The sequence below is a fragment of the Streptomyces sp. NPDC055239 genome, assembly GCF_053606205.1.
Map to the genome: position 1 here is coordinate 43,400 of NZ_JBSGRD010000003.1, position 19,463 is coordinate 62,862.

At 70.3% G+C, this 19,463-nt stretch carries 17 protein-coding genes; 5 read left to right on the forward strand and 12 right to left on the reverse strand.

What is annotated here, in order from left to right; all coding sequences use genetic code 11:
- Window positions 1-171: 171 nt before the first annotated feature.
- Both ACWFRJ_RS11185 and ACWFRJ_RS11190 read left to right on the forward strand, forming a co-directional pair.
- Window positions 172-720: a YciI family protein gene (locus tag ACWFRJ_RS11185; RefSeq protein WP_453527334.1), complete on the forward strand. Its 549-nt coding sequence runs from the start codon at window positions 172-174 to the stop codon at window positions 718-720.
- 253 nt (window positions 721-973) lie between these two features.
- Window positions 974-2,527, forward strand: coding sequence for an ATP-binding SpoIIE family protein phosphatase (locus tag ACWFRJ_RS11190; protein WP_453527337.1), 1,554 nt, complete (start codon window positions 974-976; stop codon window positions 2,525-2,527).
- 37 nt (window positions 2,528-2,564) lie between these two features.
- Here the strand turns inward: ACWFRJ_RS11190 and ACWFRJ_RS11195 are convergent, their stop codons facing one another.
- Window positions 2,565-3,785, reverse strand: a complete 1,221-nt coding sequence (locus tag ACWFRJ_RS11195; RefSeq protein WP_453527340.1) for an MBL fold metallo-hydrolase — start codon at window positions 3,783-3,785, stop codon at window positions 2,565-2,567.
- Window positions 3,786-3,940: 155 nt separating this feature from the next.
- Here ACWFRJ_RS11195 and ACWFRJ_RS11200 point away from each other — a divergent pair, with 155 nt between their 5' ends.
- On the forward strand, window positions 3,941-5,134 hold the full coding sequence (locus tag ACWFRJ_RS11200; RefSeq protein ID WP_453527343.1) for a Glu/Leu/Phe/Val dehydrogenase dimerization domain-containing protein: 1,194 nt from the start codon (window positions 3,941-3,943) through the stop codon (window positions 5,132-5,134).
- An 18-nt stretch (window positions 5,135-5,152) separates the two neighbouring features.
- The gene (locus ACWFRJ_RS11205; protein WP_453527346.1) at window positions 5,153-5,785 is read left to right on the forward strand and encodes a TetR/AcrR family transcriptional regulator; all 633 of its coding nucleotides are present in this window, start codon (window positions 5,153-5,155) and stop codon (window positions 5,783-5,785) included.
- A gap of 31 nt (window positions 5,786-5,816) precedes the next feature.
- Here the strand turns inward: ACWFRJ_RS11205 and ACWFRJ_RS11210 are convergent, their stop codons facing one another.
- Window positions 5,817-6,635 (reverse strand): SGNH/GDSL hydrolase family protein, encoded by an 819-nt coding sequence (locus ACWFRJ_RS11210; RefSeq protein ID WP_453527349.1) that lies wholly within the window; start codon window positions 6,633-6,635, stop codon window positions 5,817-5,819.
- Between the two features lie 209 nt (window positions 6,636-6,844).
- Here ACWFRJ_RS11210 and ACWFRJ_RS11215 point away from each other — a divergent pair, with 209 nt between their 5' ends.
- Entirely contained in the window at window positions 6,845-7,660 is an 816-nt protein-coding gene (locus tag ACWFRJ_RS11215) for a tyrosine-protein phosphatase (protein ID WP_453527352.1), read from the forward strand.
- A gap of 13 nt (window positions 7,661-7,673) precedes the next feature.
- On the opposite strand, the gene ACWFRJ_RS11220 is transcribed toward ACWFRJ_RS11215, so the two are convergent.
- From ACWFRJ_RS11220 to hpnE, 10 genes are all read right to left on the reverse strand, one after another.
- Entirely contained in the window at window positions 7,674-7,790 is a 117-nt protein-coding gene (locus ACWFRJ_RS11220; protein ID WP_453529566.1) for a DUF6126 family protein, read from the reverse strand.
- Window positions 7,791-7,858: 68 nt separating this feature from the next.
- Entirely contained in the window at window positions 7,859-8,500 is a 642-nt protein-coding gene (locus ACWFRJ_RS11225; RefSeq protein WP_453527354.1) for a helix-turn-helix domain-containing protein, read from the reverse strand.
- Between the two features lie 77 nt (window positions 8,501-8,577).
- On the reverse strand, window positions 8,578-9,963 hold the full coding sequence (locus ACWFRJ_RS11230) for an aspartate aminotransferase family protein (RefSeq protein WP_453527357.1): 1,386 nt from the start codon (window positions 9,961-9,963) through the stop codon (window positions 8,578-8,580).
- A complete protein-coding gene (dxs, locus tag ACWFRJ_RS11235; RefSeq protein ID WP_453527359.1) occupies window positions 9,960-11,849 on the reverse strand; it encodes a 1-deoxy-D-xylulose-5-phosphate synthase in 1,890 nt (629 codons plus the stop codon). The genes ACWFRJ_RS11230 and dxs overlap by 4 nt, the downstream gene beginning before the upstream one ends.
- A gap of 25 nt (window positions 11,850-11,874) precedes the next feature.
- Window positions 11,875-13,041, reverse strand: coding sequence for a flavodoxin-dependent (E)-4-hydroxy-3-methylbut-2-enyl-diphosphate synthase (ispG, locus tag ACWFRJ_RS11240; protein ID WP_453527362.1), 1,167 nt, complete (start codon window positions 13,039-13,041; stop codon window positions 11,875-11,877).
- A 4-nt stretch (window positions 13,042-13,045) separates the two neighbouring features.
- Window positions 13,046-14,068, reverse strand: coding sequence for an adenosyl-hopene transferase HpnH (hpnH, locus tag ACWFRJ_RS11245; protein WP_453527365.1), 1,023 nt, complete (start codon window positions 14,066-14,068; stop codon window positions 13,046-13,048).
- A gap of 5 nt (window positions 14,069-14,073) precedes the next feature.
- Complete coding sequence (locus ACWFRJ_RS11250) at window positions 14,074-14,727, reverse strand: phosphorylase family protein (RefSeq protein ID WP_453527368.1); 654 nt, start codon at window positions 14,725-14,727, stop codon at window positions 14,074-14,076.
- Window positions 14,727-16,721 (reverse strand): squalene--hopene cyclase, encoded by a 1,995-nt coding sequence (gene shc, locus ACWFRJ_RS11255; protein ID WP_453527371.1) that lies wholly within the window; start codon window positions 16,719-16,721, stop codon window positions 14,727-14,729. Before shc ends, ACWFRJ_RS11250 begins: the two co-directional genes overlap by 1 nt.
- 101 nt (window positions 16,722-16,822) lie before the next feature.
- Complete coding sequence (locus tag ACWFRJ_RS11260) at window positions 16,823-17,953, reverse strand: polyprenyl synthetase family protein (protein WP_453527374.1); 1,131 nt, start codon at window positions 17,951-17,953, stop codon at window positions 16,823-16,825.
- Window positions 17,950-19,362, reverse strand: a complete 1,413-nt coding sequence (gene hpnE, locus ACWFRJ_RS11265) for a hydroxysqualene dehydroxylase HpnE (protein WP_453527377.1) — start codon at window positions 19,360-19,362, stop codon at window positions 17,950-17,952. The genes ACWFRJ_RS11260 and hpnE overlap by 4 nt, the downstream gene beginning before the upstream one ends.
- Window positions 19,363-19,463 lie beyond the last annotated feature (101 nt).

Consider the following 19,463-nt stretch of genomic DNA (forward strand, 5'->3'; position numbering starts at 1 on the left):
CGGTAGTCACCAACGCTCGAAGTGCGGGGGGCAGTTGCCAAAGTCCGGCACCCAGCGTCCCGCTCTGGTATGACACGTCGCACGGTCGTCCGAATGCACCTTCGGACACCAGTTCAGATCATCGTCGAACTCCGTTGCGAATCCGGTGCCCGTCGGACGAGAGTCTGTGGCATGGAATTCTTCTGCTACCACCGCGACCGGCCGGGCTCCCTCACGTTGCGCGAGGAGCTCATCGAGGACCACTGGTCGTACATGGACCAGTACGCGAAGGAACTGATCGCGCGCGGACCGACGTTCGCCGCCGACGGCGAGACGCCCACCGGCAGCGTGCACATCGTCGACCTGCCGAACCCCGCCGCCGCCCGCGCGTTCGCCTTCGACGAGCCCAACTACCAGGCGGGCGCGTACCGGGACGTCCTGCTGCGCCGGTGGCAGAACCTCCTGGCCCGCACCATGTGGGATTTCCCCGGTGGCAGCGCGGGCGGCAACCGGTACCTGGTCATCGGCCTCGGCTCGGGACAGCCGGCCGACCTCGACGTACCGCACGACCGGGCCGAACTGATCGCGTACGGGCCGCTGCTTTCCGACGACGGCACCGTCTGGCTGGGCACGGGCGCGCTGGTCCGGGCCCCGGACCCGGAGACGGCACGCGCCGTCCTGACCCCGGACCGGTACGCCGACATCGAGGTCCACGACTGGGAGTTCGGCGGTCGGCGGTGAGCCGACAGGATGCCCGGCGCTTCCGGCGTGACCGAAATTCCCAATATGACACCCGTCCCACCGGGAAATCACACGGAAAGAACAACTGCGAATCCGTATCGGTGAAATACCGGCAGAACCCTGAAGGCGATCTCTGATGTGCTGCAATATCCGTCATCACAACAGGTGATGGACGACGTGGACGTGCGGCGATGTCGGGGGACGCGGTTCTCCGCCCGGGTGCGGACGCGTCAGGTGAAGCGAGGCATCAGTGATGTCAGTGGAGAAGCTGCGGGGCGCCGGAAGCCAGCCGGGGTTCTTCCGGGAGCTGGTCGAATCCTCACAGGACGCGATCCTCATGCAGACCCTCGACGGGGAGATCACCTTCTGGAACGCGGCGGCGCGACGGCTGTACGGATACACGCCCGAAGAGGTCATCGGCCACCACGTCGACATGCTCATGCCCCTCGATCTCAAGGACGAGGAAGCCTGCCTGCTCGAGCAGATCGCCCGCGGCGAGCGGGTCGACCACTACGAGACACGCCGGACGGCCAGCTGCGGCCGCGTCCTGGACGTCGACGTGACCCTGTGGCCGATCCGCGCGCGCGACGGGTCCATCACCGCCGTCTGCTCGCTCATGCGCGACATCACCGACCGCAAGGCGGCCGAGGCGGAGCTCACCGAGTTGCACGCGCAGCAGCGGCAGATCGCCCTTGCCCTCAATCTGATGGGGAACGCCCGGCAGATTCCCGGTGCGCAAGCGGCCAGCCGTTATCTGCCCTCGACCCAGGGGCAGGGGGTCGGCGGGGACTGGTTCGACCTGATCGACCTGGGGGCCGGGCGGGTCGGCGTCTTCGTCGGGGACGTGATGGGGCGTGGCCTGGACGCGGCCGTGGTCATGGGGCAGTTGCGCTCGGCGGCCCGCGCCCTGGCCCTGGCGGGGCTCCCGCCGTGCGAGGTGATGCAGACGCTCGACGCGTTCACCCGTGACCTGCCCGAGCCGTTCGTCACCTGCGTCTATCTGGAGGCCGACCCGGCCCAGGGCGAGATGACCGTATGTTCGGCCGGTCACCTGCCGGTGCTCCTGATCGAACCGGACGCGAAGGTCCGCGAGCTGCCGGTACCGACCGGCATTCCCCTCGGGGTGGGCGGTGTGCCGCACCAGCAGGTCCGCCTCCCGCTACGGGCCGGGACGATCCTGACCCTCTACACCGACGGTCTGGTGGAGACGTCGAGCAGCGACATCGACCTCCGCCTGAAGCTGGTGACCAGCATGCTGGAGGACGCCGTCGCCAGTGCCGGCGGCCTGGAGAGCGCCGCCGACCGCGTTCTGCACACGCTGCTTCCGGACACGAACACGTACGCCGACGACGTGACCCTGCTGCTCGTCAGTTTCCCCACGGCTCCACTGGCCACCGCGGACACAGGCCTTGAGTGTGAAGCGGTCTCGATCCCCGCCGGACGGCGATTCCTGAGGGCGAAGCTCCGGGAATGGGGGCTCATGGCACAGGCCGACACGGCACTCCTGCTGGCCTCGGAGCTCCTGACCAACGCGTTCCGCCATGCACGGGGGCCGCTCAATCTGCGGGTGTGGCACAGCGTCCGCGAACTGGGCGTGGAGATCACCGACCACAGCACGCCGAGGCCCCGGGCCCGGCTCGCCGAGAGCACGGAGGAGGACGGCCGCGGCCTGTACCTGGTCGAAGCCCTCGCCGATGCCTGGGGCACCCGGCCCACCACCAGCGGCAAGACCGTCTGGTTCACCATGCTCGTCGCACCGGCCGACAAGGGGGCCGGCCGATCGGCCCTGGCGCCCGCGCCCGCCTGACAGGCGGCCGACAGGGCTCCAGAGCCGGTCGGTACGGTCAGCCGACGCGCGCCGCCTCGGGCTCTCCGGTGCCCTCCGTACGCTCAGTGCGGTCGGTGGGTTCGGCTCGCCCTGTGCCCGCGGCGATGTCCTCCGCAGGGGTCCATCCACCCTCCGGCTCGATCGCGACACCGCGCCACCACGGCTGCGTGGGAGCGGCGTCCGACGCGGGCTCGAACGGCTCCCCCGGGACGGGCAGCGCGACCCGCGCCCCCACCCGGCCCGCCGCGGCGAGCGTGCCCTCGCCCGGTGCGGACCACGGGTGCGGCGCGAGGTTGAAGGTGCCCCAGTGGATCGGCAGCATCACGCCGTCGGGCCGCCCGCCCTGGAGGTCCAGGTGCGCGCGCACCCCCTCGTCGGGCGTCATGTGGATGTCGGGCCAGAACTCGCTGTAAGCGCCGATCTGGATCATCGTGATGTCGAACGGGCCGTGCTCCGCGCCGATGTCCTTGAAACCGTTGAAGTAGCCGGTGTCCCCGCTGTGGTAAATGCGGTGCTCGGATCCCGTGACGACCCAGGACGCCCAGAGGGTGTGCTGCTGGTTGCGCAGGCCGCGTCCGCAGAAGTGGCGCGCGGGCGTCGCCGTCAGGGTCAGGCCCGCCACCTTCGTGGCCTCGTTCCAGTCGAGCTCGCGCAGCCGGTCGGCGGGGACTCCCCAGCGCTCCAGGTGGGCTCCGACGCCGAGCGGGACCGCGAACACCGTGTCCGTGCCCGCCAGGGCCTGGATGGTGGGCATGTCGAGGTGGTCGTAGTGATCGTGCGAGATCACCACGACGTCCACCGGGCCGAGCGCCGCGAGCGGCACCGGCACGGGATGCAGCCGCTTGGGCCCGACCCAGGAGAACGGAGAGCACCGCTCACCCCAGACCGGGTCGAAGAGCACCCGCTGCCCGTCGATCTCGGCGAGCACGCTGGAGTGCCCCATCCAGGTGATCCGCAATCCGCTGACCGGAGGCTTGGCGAGGTCGGCGAGGGTCGTGGCATGCACGGGGACGGTGCCCGAAGGGCCGCGCCGGATCCGCTCCTCCTTACGGAAGTAGATCTTCGCGAACTCGAGCGAGGAACCGGTGGGCCGGGTCCGCGCCCCCTCGGGGTTCTGGAAGGTCCCGTCGGCGAAGTTCGGTGATCTCTGGATCCTCGCGAGCCTCTCACCGGCCGGATCCGCGCCGAAGGGGGCGGTCCTGAGCGAGCGGAGCCCGGAGCTCAGCGAACGGGACACAGCGCCTCCTGAAATGGGTAGGTCAGATCTCCATTATGTGCACCACCTCCGACAACGGCCGTCCGGAGGGGCCCGCATCGGCCACGTACGGCCCCGCCGTGTTTCCGTCGCGTGGTGTACTCCTACTGATTCCCGATTCAGTAGGAGTGCGTTCCATGCCCCCACTTCCCACGCCTCTCCTCTCCCTCACCTGGACCGACCACATCACCGGCCACAGGGGTTTCCTGGTCATCGACCGCCTCGTACGGGGTGTCTGCAGCGGCGGTCTGCGGATGCGCCCCGGCTGCACCCTGGACGAGGTCGCGGGCCTCGCCCGTGGGATGACCATGAAGGAGGCCCTCCACTACGATCCGAGCGCCCGTTACATACCGCTCGGCGGCGCCAAGGGCGGCATCGACTGCGATCCGCGCGCCCCGGAGGCGTACGACGTCCTGGTGCGTTACCTGAGGGCGGTGCGGCCGTACGTCGAGAGCTCCTGGACCACGGGTGAGGACCTGGGCCTGAGCCAGGATCTGGTCGACGAGGCGGCGGCGGAAGCAGGCTTGATCTCTTCCATTCAGGCCGTCTATCCGCTCCTGGACGACGAGGCCGCGGCCCGTGCACGCCTGGCCGACGCCTTCGCCGTGGAGGTCGACGGGATCGGTCTCGGCGAGTTGGTCGGCGGGCACGGGGTCGCCGAGGCGGTTCTCGCGGCGCTCGACCGCGACGGCCACGCGCACGCGGGCGCGCGCGTGGCCGTGCAGGGCCTTGGCACCATGGGCGGCGCGACCGCCCGTTTCCTCACCCGCGCGGGGCTGATCACGGTGGCCGTCGCCGACGTCGAGGGCACGATCGCCAATCCGGCCGGGCTCGACGTGGAGGGGCTCCTCGCCGCCCGTGACGCGCACGGCACGGTGGACCGCTCGGCACTGCGCCCCGGCGACCGCGAGCTGCCGGGCGAGGCCTGGCTCTCCACGGAGGCCGAGATCCTGGTCCCGGCAGCGGTGTCGTACACGATCGACGAGGTCAACCAGGCGCGGATCACGGCCCGTTGGATAGCGGAGGCGGCCAACATGCCGGTCCTGCCGGAGGCGGAGCGGCTGCTCGCGGAGCGCGGTGTCACCGTGCTGCCGGACGTCGTGGTCAACTCCGCTACCAACGCCTGGTGGTGGTGGACGCTGTTCGGTGACATCGGGGCCGACGCGGACGAGGCCTTCGCGCACACGCGCCGCTCGATGCGGGCCCTGGTCGATGGGGTCCTGTGCCGCGCGGAGGCGGACGGTACGACGCCGCGCGCGGCCGCCCACGCGCTGGTCGCCGACAGGCTGCCGGTGATCGGGGAGCGATTCGGCTGGTGGGCGAACGCGTAGACACGCAGGGATCGAGAGATGGATAGGCTGCCCGGCGTGGCGAGAGTGCGGTTGAGCGTGGCGGAACGGCGGGCGGAGCTGCTTGCCGCCACCGTCGAACAGATCCAGGTGCGCGGCGTGGCCGCCGTGCGCATCGCGGACGTGGCCGCGGCGCTCGGGGTGAGCAACGCGCTGGTCCTGTACCACTTCTCCACGAAGGAGAAGCTGGTGGCGGCGGCTTTCGCGCACGCCGCCGAGGGCGACCTCGCCCACCTCCGCGCCCTCCTGAGCCGCCGCACCACGGCCCTGCGCCGGCTGCGCGCAGCCGTCCGCTGGTACGCCCCCACCGGTCAGGCCAAGGGCTGGCGCCTCTGGATCGAGGGCTGGTCCGCGGCACTGCGCGAGCCCACGCTGCGTACGGTGACGCGCGACCTGGACCAGCAGTGGAAGGCGGCCATCGCGGAGGTCATCGGGGAGGGTGTCGCAGCAGGCGAGTTCACGTGCCCCGATCCCCGGAGTGCGGCCCTTCGCCTCACGGCCCTGCTCGACGGCCTCGCGGTCCAGACGACGGCGTACGAGGGCGCGCTCCCCCGCGCCCGCATGCTGGCGTGGGTGGACGAGGCCCTCAACCGAGAGCTCGGTCTGCTCCCGGCCGCCGCTCCGACGAGCTGACGGCTCCGCTCAAAGCCCCCTCAGGCTCCGCTCAGGGCGCCGACTCGATGTGCATCCTGACGGTGTACGGGTCCACGCTGCCCTTGGCCTCCACGTGGTCCCCCGACGACTCTCCCCGCAGCCTGCGCCCGAACCACGGCACCAGGTACTCGCGCGCCCAGTTGATGTCGTCGCGCCGCACTTCCAGCGTGCCGCGCGGCGGCTCCGGGGGCCACGGCTGGTCCGGGTCCGCCGGGACCTCGAGACCGAGGACCTGGGCCGCGCGGAGCGCGACGCGGGTGTGGCCCTCGGCCGAGAGGTGCAGGCGGTCGCCGTCCCAGGCGCGCCGGTCCTGGATGGTCTTGAGGGACCACAGGTCGAGGACGGGGCAGCCGTAGCGGTCGGCGATCGCGCGGACATGGCCGTTGTACGTGGCGATCTTGCCGCGCAGGTGCTTGAGGACCGGCACCCCGCGGGTGTCGAAGCCCGTGGTCACCATGACCGTGCCGACCGCCGACGTGAGGTCGGCGACCGCTCGCTCGAACCGCTCGGCGACCTCGTCCGGGTCGGTGCCGGGACGGATGATGTCGTTGCCGCCCGCGCAGAACGTCAGGAAGTCGGGGCCCATCTTCTTGGCCAGGGGCACCTGGTCCGCGACGACCTGGTCGAGCAGCTTGCCGCGCACGGCGAGGTTGGCGTACCGGAACGTGTGCTCCGGCATCCGGTCGTCGAGCAGGACGGCGAGGCGGTCGGCCCAGCCGACGAACGTTCCGTCAGGACCGGGGTCCCCCACGCCTTCGGTGAAGCTGTCGCCGACCGCTGCGTAGGAGGTGAATGTGTCTGGGATGAAGGATGTCGACTCTGCTCTCACGTCGTCATATCTTTCACCTTGCTAAGTGACCTACGCCACCGTAGGGAGGGGTTGACGGGGGGTGAGATAAGCCACCGGTCAAGTTTCGTTCAAGCCCGGAATACACAGCGGGTCGCGCGACAGCGGTTGCCTCAGGAACCCATGTCGTATGGTCGAAGCCGCACCCCCCACCGGCGAGCCGCGCCGGCGGCCGGACGGGAGGAGCCCCCGTGACACAGCAAGTCCCGCCGTCAGAGCTGTCGGACCTGTCGGAGCCCGAGCTGACCGGAGTCCGCAACTTCCGTGACGTGGGCGGGCTTCCGACCACGGACGGCCGCCGGGTCCGCCACGGCAGGCTCTTCCGCAGCGGCCACCTCGCGCACGCCACGGCGGCCGACACCGCGTTCCTCTCCGGCCTGGGTCTGCGCACGATCTACGACTTCCGCAACGCGGCCGACCAGCGGCTCGAAGGCCCGGACGTCGAGCTGCCCGGCGTACGCAACGTGAACCTGCCGCTGTCCGACCCGGCCCACGGCGCCGAGTTCTGGACGATGGTCCGCGACGGCGACATAGACCAGCTGCGCGCGGCCCTCTCCGACGGACAGGCCGCGGGGCGCATGTCCGAGACGTACCGCGAGATCATCAAGGACCGCACCGCCGAGCACAGCCGCGTCCTGAACGAGATGGCCGCCGACAGCGTCCCCGCGCTGATGCACTGCGCCGCGGGCAAGGACCGGGCGGGCCTCTCCATCGCCGTCACTCTCCTTGCCGTCGGCGTCGAGCGCGACGCCATCGAGGCGGACTACCTGGAGTCCAACGCCACCCACCGCCGCTACAAGGTGCGCCGCGGCGACAACTCCCCCAGCGCCATGTCCCCCGAGGTCATGCAGCTCCTCAGCCCGCTCTTCGAGGCCCGCGCCGAGTATCTGGCAGCCGCCTTCGAGACGATCGAGCAGACCTGGGGCGACACGGAGACCTACCTCGCCGACGGCCTCAAGCTGACGCCTCAGACGCGCGAGCGGCTCCGCGAACACCTCCTGGACTGACCCTCTCCAGCCCCTACTGGTTCTTCGCGCCCAGCGTGAACAGCAGGTAGATGAAGGCCGCGAAGACGTGGCCGACGGCCACGTAGACGATGAGGCGGACCCAGAGTCCGCGGGGGAACTTCTCCTCCATGGACATCTTCTTCTTGGCGGGCACGGCCGCGAGGTCCGTCCGGTCGGGCTGCTGCGCTTCAGGTTCCGTCATCGCGGGTCTCCCGTGGTGGGGCTGTGCGAGGTCCCGCCGAGGCACAGCGCGGTGGCGGGACTCTGCAGCAGGGTGTGGACGAAGAGAAGGTCGGTGCCGAGGTGGTCGGCGGCGGCGATCCGGTGCGGGGTCAGCGAGTCGAAGTGCGCGCTGTCGCCGGGTTCGAGCGTGTACGTGGTGTCGCCGAGCCGCAGTCGCAGGCGCCCCTGGAGGACGTACAGCCACTCCTCGCCGGGGTGGACGCGCACGATGTCGCCCTGCGCCCCGTGCGGCACGTGCACCCGCAGCGCCTGCATGCCCCGGCCTTGCGCGCCCGCCTGCCAGTAGGTCCAGCCGCCCGCCCGTGTCGGCTCCATGTCCGGGGCGCGGACGATCGCGTCCCGGTCGGCGGGCGTCTCGCCGAGGAGCTCCGATACCGTCGTACCGTAGGTGCGGGCGAGTGCGAGCAGCAGGGGCAGGGACGGCTGGCGCCGCCCGGTCTCCAGGCGGGAGAGATGGGCGGGCGAGAGTCCGGCGGTGCGGGCCGCGGCCTCCAGCGTCAGGGCGGCACGGCGCCGCAGCTCACGCAGTTGCGGGGCGACGGCCGGCAGGGCCTCCGCGTCCTGCGGGTCGACCGGTTCGGACTCGGCGGTGCTCATACCTCGATTGAGCCAGCATCTTGCCTCCGAGGCAACTTTCTTGCCTCAGAGGCAAAAGCCCGGCTCAGGTACCTGCCTCAGCGGTTGGCGACCGCCTGCTTCACCAGCGTCTTCCCGAAGTCCCACATCAGGCCGCCCCCGCTGTGCGCCTCGTCCATCACCGCGGTGAAGGCCTCCACGAACCGGTCGACCTCCTTCTCCCCGACGGTCAGCGGCGGGATCAGCTTGATGACCTCCAGATGGTCGCCGGAGACCTGGGTGAGGATGCGGTGCTTCTGCAGCAGTGGCACGACCACCATCTGCGCGAAGAGCCCCTTGCGCGCCGCCTGGAGCATCGTCCAACGACTGCGCAGCTTCAGCGACTTGGGGCGCCCGAACTCGATGCCGACCATCAGGCCACGGCCGCGCACCTCGCTCAGGAGCTCATAGCGGTCGACGAGCGCGCCGAGCCGCGACTTCAGGAGCTCACCGGTCACGCGCGCGTTCGCGACGATCTCCTCGTTCTCCATGACGGACAGGACCGCGAGCCCGGCGGCCATGGCCTGCGCGTTGGACCCGAAGCTCGCCGAGTGCACGAGGACCCGGTCCATGGACGAGAAGACCTTCTTGAAGATCCAGTCCTTGCCGAGGGTCGCGCCCACCGGCACATAGCCGCCCGACAGCGCCTTCGCGACGCACACGAGGTCCGGCTCGACGCCCTCCTCGTGCTGGTAGGCGTAGAAGTCGCCGGTCCTGCCGAGGCCGGTCTGCACCTCGTCGGCGATGAGCAGCGCCTTGTGCTGATGGAGCAGCTCCTGGGCGGCGCGCAGATAGCCGGGCGGCGTCTCGTGCACGCCCTTGCCCTGGATGGGCTCGAGGATGAGCCCGGCCACGTCGCCCTTCTTCAGCTCCTCGCGCAGGGCGTCCAGATCGCCGAGCGGGACCGCCGTGTCGGGGAGCAGCGGCGCGAAGCCGTCCCGGAAGCCTGACTCGCCGTTGACCGAGAGCGAACCGGTGGTCAGGCCGTGGAAGGCGTGCGTGCAGTACAGCACCCTCGGTCTGCCCGTCGCGTACCGGGCGAACTTCAGCGCGGTCTCGACGGCCTCCGTGCCGCTGTTGCCGAAGAACACCCGGTCCAGGTGCGGGCTGTGGGTCAGCAGCTTCTCGGCGAGCAGACCGGGCAGGGGCTGGCAGTCGAAGCGCGTCAGGTCGGCGAGCGAGGCGTCGAGGACGTCGTGCAGCGCCTTGCGTACGACGGGGTGGTGGCGACCGAGGCCCATCACCCCGAAGCCCGCGAGCATGTCGAGGTAGTCGTTGCCGTCCGCGTCCCAGAAGTACGCGCCATCGGCCCGTTCGTAGACCTTGTCGAAGCCGATGGTGTGCAGCATGCGCGGCAGCTGGTGGTTCAGGTGCCGCGCATGCAGTTCGTAGCGCTCGGCGCCACGCTCGGCGAGGAGTCTGCCGAGGTCGAACTCCTTGGTCATGCTCCGTGCTCCTTGGCTGCCAGGGTGGCGCTGATCCGCCCCGCGATCTCGACCGGGGTGAGCCCGATGTCCGCGAGCACCTCGCCCCGCTTGGCGTGCGCGAGGAACTGCTCGGGGATGCCGAACCGCCTTACGGGTACGTCGACTTCGGCATCGCCGAGCGCGAGGGCGACCGCCGCGCCGACCCCGGCCGCCCTGCTGTTGTCCTCGACGACCCCCACGACACGGTGCCCTGCGGCGAGGGCGGGCAGTTCGGCGTCGACCGGCTTGACCCAGCGCGGGTCGACCACGGTGATGCCGAGCCCCCGCTCCCGAAGCAGGTCGGCGGCCTGAAGACAGACGGGCGCCATCACGCCGACGGCCACGAGCAGCACGTCCGCGTCAGTGCCTTGACCGTCCCGGCTCAGTACGTCCATGCCGCCGATCCGGTCCACCGCGGGTATCGCGGGTCCCACCGACTCCTTGGGGAAGCGAAGGAGCGTCGGCGCGTCGTCCACGGCGACCGCTTCCCGCAGCTGGGTGCGCAGTTGGTCGGCGTCGCGCGGCGCCGCGATCCGAAGGCCCGGCACGACCTGGAGGATGGACATGTCCCACATGCCGTTGTGCGAGGCTCCGTCGACGCCGGTGACCCCGGCCCGGTCGAGGACGAAGGTGACTCCGCACTCGTGCAGGGCGACGTCCATCAGGAGCTGGTCGAAGGCCCGGTTGAGGAAGGTGGCGTAGACGGCGACGACGGGGTGCAGTCCCCCTGTCGCGAGCCCGGCCGCCGACACCGTGGCGTGCTGTTCCGCGATCCCGACGTCCCACACGCGGTCGGGGTAGGCCTCGGCGAACTTGGTCAGGCCGACCGGGCCCAGCATGGCCGCGGTGATCGCGACGACGTCGTCCCGCTCAGCCCCGATACGGACGATCTCGTCGCCGAACACCGAAGTCCAGGAGGGGCCGTTGGAGGGTGCGAGGGGTTCGCAGGTCAGCGGGTCCATCACGCCGACCGTATGAAAACGGTCGGCCTCGTCGGCGAGCGCGGGCTCGTAGCCGCGCCCCTTCTCGGTGAGGCAGTGGACGATGACGGGTCCGTGGAAGCGTTTCGCACGCCGCAGCGCCGACTCGACGGCTCCGGTGTCGTGCCCGTCGATCGGCCCGACGTACTTGAGCCCGAGGTCCTCGAACATGCCCTGCGGCGCGAAGGCGTCCTTGAACCCCTTCTTGGCACCGTGCAGCGACTCGTACAGCGTGTGTCCGACGACGGGTGTGCGCTGGAGTATGTCCTTGCCCCAGGCGAGCACCTGTTCGTAGCTGTCGGTGGTGCGCAGTGTGGCGAGGTGGTTGGCGAGGCCGCCGATGGTGGGGGCGTACGAACGTTCGTTGTCGTTGACGACGATGATCAGGGGCCGGTTCTTCGCGGCGGCGATGTTGTTGAGCGCCTCCCACGCCATGCCGCCGGTCAGCGCGCCGTCGCCGATGACCGCGACGACGTGCCCGCGCTCCCCCAGGACCTCGCGCGCCTTGGCCAGGCCGTCGCCCCAGCCGAGCGCGGTCGACGCGTGGCTGTTCTCGACGATGTCGTGCTCGGACTCCGCGCGCGAGGGATAGCCGGAGAGGCCGCCCTTGCCGCGCAGCTTGGAGAAGTCCTGACGGCCGGTCAGGAGCTTGTGCACGTAGCTCTGGTGGCCGGTGTCCCACACGATGCGGTCGAGCGGCGACTCGAAGACACGGTGCAGGGCGATGGAGAGTTCCACCACCCCCAGATTGGGCCCGAGGTGACCGCCGGTTCTGGCGACCGCGTGCACGAGGAACTCCCGCACCTCCTCGGCCAGTTCGCCGAGCTCGACCTCGTTGAGCGCCTTCAGGTCCCGCGGTCCCTTGATGGATTCCAGAATGGTCATGCTCGGGCCCCCTCTCTGGTTGATCTCAGCTCACGGTGACGTCGGGCATCCCCGAGGTGACGCCGTCGTCCTCCATCTGTGCGGCGATCTTCATCGCCTCTTCGATGAGCGTCTCCACGATCTTCGACTCGGGGACGGTCTTGACGACCTCGCCCTTGACGAAGATCTGCCCCTTGCCGTTGCCGGACGCGACACCGAGATCCGCCTCGCGGGCCTCCCCAGGGCCGTTCACGACACACCCCATGACCGCGACGCGCAGCGGCACTTCCATGCCGTCGAGGCCCGCGGTGACCTCGTCGGCCAGCTTGTACACGTCGACCTGGGCACGGCCGCAGGACGGACAGGAGACGATCTCCAGGCGCCGTTGGCGGAGGTTCAGGGACTCCAGGATCTGGATGCCGACCTTGACCTCATCGGCGGGCGGCGCGGACAGCGAGACCCGGATGGTGTCGCCGATGCCCTCGCTGAGCAGCGCCCCGAAAGCCACCGCCGACTTGATCGTGCCCTGGAAGGCCGGGCCCGCCTCCGTCACACCGAGGTGCAGCGGATAGTCGCAGGCGGCGGCCAGTTGCCGGTAGGCGTTGACCATGACCACCGGGTCGTTGTGCTTGACCGAGATCTTGATGTCCCTGAAGCCGTGCTCCTCGAAGAGCGACGCCTCCCACAACGCCGACTCGACGAGCGCCTCCGGGGTGGCCTTCCCGTACTTCTTGAGCAGGCGCGCGTCCAGGGAGCCCGCGTTGACACCGATCCGGATCGGCGTACCGGCGTCGTTCGCTGCCCGCGCGATCTCGCGCACCTTGTCGTCGAACTGCTTGATGTTGCCGGGATTCACACGGACCGCGGCGCATCCGGCGTCGATCGCGGCGAAGACGTACTTCGGCTGGAAGTGAATGTCCGCGATCACCGGGATCTGCGACTTCCGCGCGATCGTGGCAAGCGCGTCCGCGTCGTCCTGCGTGGGACAGGCGACGCGCACGATCTGGCAGCCGGACGCGGTGAGTTCGGCGATCTGCTGCAGCGTCGCCCCGATGTCCGACGTACGCGTCGTCGTCATCGACTGCACCGAGACGGGTGCGCCACCCCCCACGGCCACCGGCCCGACCTCGATGCGCCGCGTGAGGCGACGCTCGGCGATCGGCCGGACCGGCAGCTCAGGAAGGCCCAGTGCGACGGGCGTTCCAGGGGTCATGACGTCACCCGCGGTTTCCGGAGACCGTCTCACGGGCGGCGCGGATGGACTCCTTGAGGGAGCCCATGGTGGCCAGGACGGCGGTCGGCTCGTAGCCGCAGTGCGCCATGCAGTTGGCGCACCGCGGGTCCTTGCCGCGGCCGTACTTGCTCCAGTCGGTCTCCTCGATGAGCTCCTTGTACGTGGGGACGTACCCGTCGCTCATCAGGTAGCAGGGGCGCTGCCAGCCGAAGAGCGAGTAGTTCGGGATCGCCCACGCGGTGCACGGGAAGTCGGCCTTGCCCTCCAGGAAGTCGAGGAACAGCGGCGAGTGGTTCAGGCGCCAGCGCCGCCTGTTGCCGCCCGCGAAGGCCTTCTTGAAGAGCTCGCGGGTCTGGTCGACGCCCAGGAAGTGCTCCTGGTCCGGCGCCTTCTCGTAGGCGTAGGCGGGCGACAGCATCATCTCGTCGACTTCCAGCTCGTCGTTGAGGAAGTTGAGGACCTCGATGATGTTCTGCGGCGTGTCGTTGCTGAAGAAGGTGGAGTTGGTGGTCACCCGGAAACCACGCTTCTTGGCTTCCTTGATGGCCTCCACCGCCTCGTCGAACACGCCCTCCTTCGCGACGGATTCGTCGTGCCGCTCCCGCATGCCGTCGATGTGCACGGCGAACGCGAAGTACGGGGAGGGGGTGAACTTCTCCAGCTTCTTGCGCAGCAGCATGGCGTTGGTGCAGAGGAAGACGTACTTCTTCTTCGCCACCAACTGCCGCACGATCTCGTCCATGTGAGGGTGCATCAGGGGTTCGCCACCGGCGATGGACACCATCGGCGCACCGGATTCGAGCACGGCGCCCACGGCCTGGGCCACCGGCATGCGCTGTTTGAGCACTCCGGCCGGGTGCTGGATCTTTCCGCATCCCTCGCACGCGAGATTGCACGCGAAGAGCGGCTCCAACTCGACGATCAGCGGAAACTTCTCACGCTTGCGGAGCTTCTGTTCAAAGAGATACGTCGCGACCTTGACGGTCTGGCGCAGCGGCATGGCCATCTGGCTCACCTCCGAGGGAGCAAAGAAGAACGGTGCCATTCGAAAAATGCGGGAAGCACGGCACGAAGGACGCGGAAAGCCGATATTCCACCGCGTACCGTGCCGATACGGACGAGTTCGTGCTGTGGAGCGTCCACGACCACCCGGACGGCGGCAACCGGCCGGTCTCCCGCCCGCAGCGCGCTGTGCAGCGTCGCGGCGGACTCCATGTCCACCGCGATCGCGCCCGTGGCGAGCAGGGCGGCGCGTTCGTGTCCGCGGACGACGTGGTCGGAGCCGGTCAGCGGGCCGGTGTGCACGGTGCGCCCAGGCACGGCCCGCACCAGCTCCTTGACCAGCAGTTCCGTACCGACGCACGGCGTGTGGCCGTGTGCGTCACGCGTCTGGTCGGCGACGACCAGATCGCCGGGGTGCATGCCGGGGGCTAGTCCGGCGCAGAAACCGGTGGCCACGACGGCGGCGTGGCGCAGCTGTTCCTTGCCGAGGGCTCCGGTGACGGCGCGCTCGGCGTTCTTGGGGCCCATGCCCGTACGCAGCACGGTGACCCGCCCGCGCCGCGCGCCCCCGCGGTCGCCCGTGCGCAGGGCGAGGTGCTCGATGCCGAGGGCGCAGGCGATCAGGAGCGGCGTCGGGCTCTGAGCGGCCGGGGTCCGGTCCATCAGCCCCCCTTGACGGTGAGGCCCGCGAACGGCTCCCCGTTCACGTACCGGCCGAGCGCGGTGAGCGGGAACACCTGCCGGTAGAGGTGGTAGTTGATGGAGAAGTCCCAGGGGAAGCCGGTACCGGTGAAGTACGGCTCGTCCCAGGAGCCGTCGTCGCGCTGTGCCTCGACGAGCCAGGTGATGCCCCGCTCCACCGCCTTGGACTCCTCCTCGCCCGCCGCGAGCAGCGCGAGCAGCGCCCAGGCGGTCTGCGACGCGGTGGAGACGCCGTGGCCCCGCCACTCCTCGTAGCGGTAGGAGCGCAGATCCTCGCCCCAGCCCCCGTCGTCGTTCTGCACCGACTCCAGCCAGTCGACGGCGCGGCGCAGCGCGGGGTGCGCGGCGGGCAGGCCCGCCGCGGTGAGCGCGGGCACCACGGACCCCGTCCCGTATACGTAGTTGACGCCCCAGCGGCCGAACCAGGAGCCGTCCGCCTCCTGTTCGGCGAGCAGCCACTCGATGCCGCGCCGGGTGCGCGGGTCGTGCGCCTTGCCCTCGATGGCCAGCATCTCGACGACGTGCCCGGTGACGTCGGCCGACGGCGGGTCGATGACCTCGCCGAAGTCGCAGAACGGCAGCCGGTTGGGGAACGGGCTCGTGTTGTCGGCGTCGAAGGCGGCCCACGCGCCGTTCTTGGACTGCATGCCCAGGTTCCAGCGCACTCCGCGGGAGATCGCGTTCTCCATGCGCGGGCGGTCCGGGTGGTCGACGCGGCGCAGCGCAAGGATGACCTCTGCGGTGTCGTCGATGTCCGGGTAGTTGTCGTTGTGGAACTCGAACGCCCAGCCGCCCGGGGCGAGTCCAGGTCTGCGTACCGACCAGTCGCCCGGCCGTACGATCTCCTCGCCGAGCATCCAGTCGGCCGCCTTGACGAGCTGCGGATGGTCGGCGGGAACGCCCGCGTCGGCGAGGGCGATGGTCGCGAGGCAGGTGTCCCAGACGGGCGACTGACACGCCTCGACCATCCGGGCACCGTCCTCGCGCCAGATCGCGAACCGGTCGAGCGAGGCGAGGCCCGCCTTGAGGACCGGGTGTTCCAGGTCGTAGCCGAGCAGGTGAAGGGCGATCACGGAGTAGACGGCGGGAGGCTGGATGCCGCCCCAGCAGCCGTCGTTCTCCTGCCGTTCGATGATCCAGCGAGCGGCACTGTTCATCGCGGCCCTGCGCACTTTGCGCGGGGCGACCTTGTGGTAGACGTGCAGCGCCTTGTCGAGACGCTGGAAGATTCCGTCCCAACTCCCCACGTGGGCAAGGGGTTTACTGGGGTTCGGTACGCGCGCGTCGGTGTGCAGCTCTTCCAGCGGGAAGGGCGCGGGCCGGACGGGGCGCATGGCGGAGACGACCGTGAGCGGCACGATCGTCTGCCGGGCCCAGCACCCGAAGTCGTAGATGTTGAGGGGCAGCCACTTGGGGAAGTAGATGAGCTCCGGCGGGAGTTCGGGCAGGTCGTCCCACTTCCACCAGCCGAACAGGGCGAGCCAGATGCGGGTGAAGACGCGGCTCTCGGCGATGCCGCCCTGGTCGCGGATCCAGGCGGAGGCCCTCGCCATGTGCGGATCGCTCGGGGTGTCGCCGGCCAGACGCAGCGCGACGTACGCCTCGATGGTGGCGGAGAGGTCGCCCGGGCCGCCGTAGAAGGTGGCCCAGGTGCCGTCCTCGCGCTGCTCGCCGCGGATGAAGAGCGCGGCGGCGCGGGTGGTCTCCTCGTCCCGGATACCCAGGAACTGACGGAGCAGCAGGTCTTCGGCGTCCATCGTCACGTTCGTGTCGAGGTCGCCCTTCCACCAGCCTTCGGCGTCCTGCTGCGCGAGCAGGAAATCGGTGGAGCGCCGTATGGCGCGCGCGGCGGCGTCAAGTGGCCCTGGCGGCGCGGCGGTCGTGTCGAGTGGCTGGCTGGCCGAAGGTGCGCGGGGCGTCACCGCTCCGGTGCTTCCGTCGGTCGTCGCTGTCATGGCTTCCCCTTCGTGCAGTCGTCTTCTCTGCTGTGGGTCCGCCGTCGGCCGACGCGCTGGGCGCCGGCCGGCGACTGCGAGTCATATGCGCTCGATAGTGATCATCTCTTCCGTACGACGACGAAGTCGGCCAGCGCGACGAGCTGGGCCCGTACCCGCTCCGGCATCTCGATGGTGTCCAGGGCCTCGATGGCGATGGTGTGCTGGCGCCGGGCCTCCTCGGCGGTCCACTCGCGACCGCCCGCCTGCTCGATCAGGGCCGCGCGCGCGGCGAACTCCTCCTCGGAGAAGCTGTCGAAGTCGTTGCTCTTGGCGTCGGCCGCGAGCAGCTCGCCGAGCTGCTCGGAGGCGGGTCCGCCGGCGGCGAGCGCGGCGACGACGGGCAGTGACTTCTTGCGCTGGCGCAGGTCGCTCCAGGTCTGCTTCCCGGTGGACTCCGGGTCGCCCCAGATGCCGAGCAGATCGTCCACGGCCTGGAAGGCGAGGCCGAGGTGGTAGCCGTACTTCTCCAGGGTGTCGGCGGTGCGGTCGTCGGCGCCGCCGAGCACGGCGCCGATGGAGACGGCACAGGCGAGGAGGGCGCCGGTCTTGTTGCCCTCCATCTCCAGGCACTCCTCGACGGTGACCCGCTCGCGGTGCTCGTAGGAGATGTCCTGCGCCTGACCGTCGATCAGGGCGCGGCTCGCGGAGGTCAGGCGGCGCGTGGCGCGGCCCGCCTCGACGGTGCCGATCTCCAGGAGGATCTCGTTGGCGAGCGCGAAGAGTGCGTCGCCGACGAGGATGGCCTGCGCCGGGCCGTGCACCTTCCACACCGTGTCGCGGTGGCGGCGCTGCTCGTCGCCGTCCATCAGATCGTCGTGCAGCAACGAGAAGTTGTGCACGAGTTCGACGGCGACAGCTCCGGGTACGCCGACCTCCGGCGCGGCGCCCGCCGCCTCCGCGGAGAGCAGGGCGAGCGCGGGGCGCACGGCCTTGCCGCCGTCGCCGTCCGAGGGGTTGCCCTCGGCGTCGATCCAGCCGAAGTGGTAGGCGGCGACGGTGTCCATGGGCGGCGCGAGGCGGTCCACGGCGGACCGCAGCACCGGGGTGGCCAGCGTCCTTCCGCGCTCGAGCAGTGAGGTCACGTCCACCGTGTCGGCAGCCGTTTCGGCCGAGGGCACAGTCGGCACAGTCTCTCCTCTTGTTCCGGTGCTGGATTTCTGGGGACCTGACCCCAGAAGGGCTGGCTTCACGCGGCCTCCTCGACGTCGAAGAGGTGGTCGCGTGGGCGGTCGAGTGCGAGGAGAGCCGCCCCGGCGGCACTGATGCCGCTGCGCACGGCGCTCTCCATGGTCGCGGGCCACCCGGTGGCGGTCCACGCCCCGGCGAGATACAGGCCGGGAGCCTTGGTGCGGGCACCGGGCCGCAGCCGGCCCACGCCGGGAGTCGGGGCGAACGTCGCCGTGCGCTCCCGGGTCACGAAGAAGTCCCGTACCTCGGCGCCGTGCGCGGCGGGCAGCATGCGCTCCAGCTCCGGCAGGTAGCGCTCGCGCAGCGCGGCGACGGGAGCGTCGATCTCGTCCTGGGCGGCGGACTGGGACAGCGCCAGGTACTGGCCATCGGTGAGCCCGGAGGCTTCGGTGCGGTCGAAGACCCACTGAACCGGCGAGCCGACGGCCGCGAAGAAGGGGCGCCGCAGGACCTTGCGGTCGTAGACGACGTGGATGTTGAGGATCGGGGCGGTGTCGATGTCGAGCAGCCGGTCGGGCTCGTCGAGGACACCGTCCGGGAGCAGATCGTGCGTCTCGTGCTGCGGCACGGCGAGGACGACCGTCTCCGCCTCGATTTCCTCGCCGGGAACTTCGATCTTCCAACCCCCGTTGCCCGTACGGGAGATGGAGGTGACTCGTGTCTTCAGTTCGGTTCGCACGCCCGCGGAGTCGAGCGCCTTGCGGGCGAGCGTGTCATGGATGTCACCGAGGGGCACGTGTGCCCAGCCGATGTCGGCGGCGCCCGGCTGCGAGAGCAGCCCGGTCTTGAAGACCATCGCGGCGAGACCGAGCGAGGAGTCCCCCGCGACGGCGTTCAGCGTGGCCACACCGACGAGGTCCCACAGGGCCTCGATGGCGCGCGCCGACTGACCGTGCGCGGCGAGCCAGCTGCCGAAGTCCTGGCCGTCGAGCTTGGGGTCGGCCGGGTCGAGTCCCTTGAGGGCGAGCGCGGCGCGCCCCACGTTGGCGCGCTCCGCGAGCGACAGATGCGGGTACGTGGCGAGGCTCGCCGCGAGGTGCAGCGGCACGGGCAGCGCGGTGCGCCGAAGGCGTCCGAGCCGGTTCTTGTCGGCGTCGAGCACCGGCACGTCGAGACGTTCCTGCAGGGGTGCGAGAGCCGCGCCGTCGACGCGGTCGAGGAACCAGCGGTAGGCGTTGCAGCAGCGCAGATAGACGTGCTGGCCGTTGTCGACGGTCAGCTCGCCGCGCTTGAAGGAGAAGGCGAGCCCGCCCAGGCGCGGCCGTCCTTCGAGCAGCGTCACGCGCAGCCCCGCGTCGGCGAGGGACAGCGCCGCGGTGATACCGGCGAGACCCCCGCCGACCACCACGGCGGCCCCCCGCCCTGCTCTGCCGTCCGCCTCCGCAGCCGGACGCATGTCGTCGTCCCTCATGCACTCTCCCCCTCGGCTGTTGCAGTCTGGGACGCCAGGGCCGAGCGGAGGGTTGCCAGACGGTTGCAGGGTCTTGCCCTACGTTCACCGCATTCGCCGTG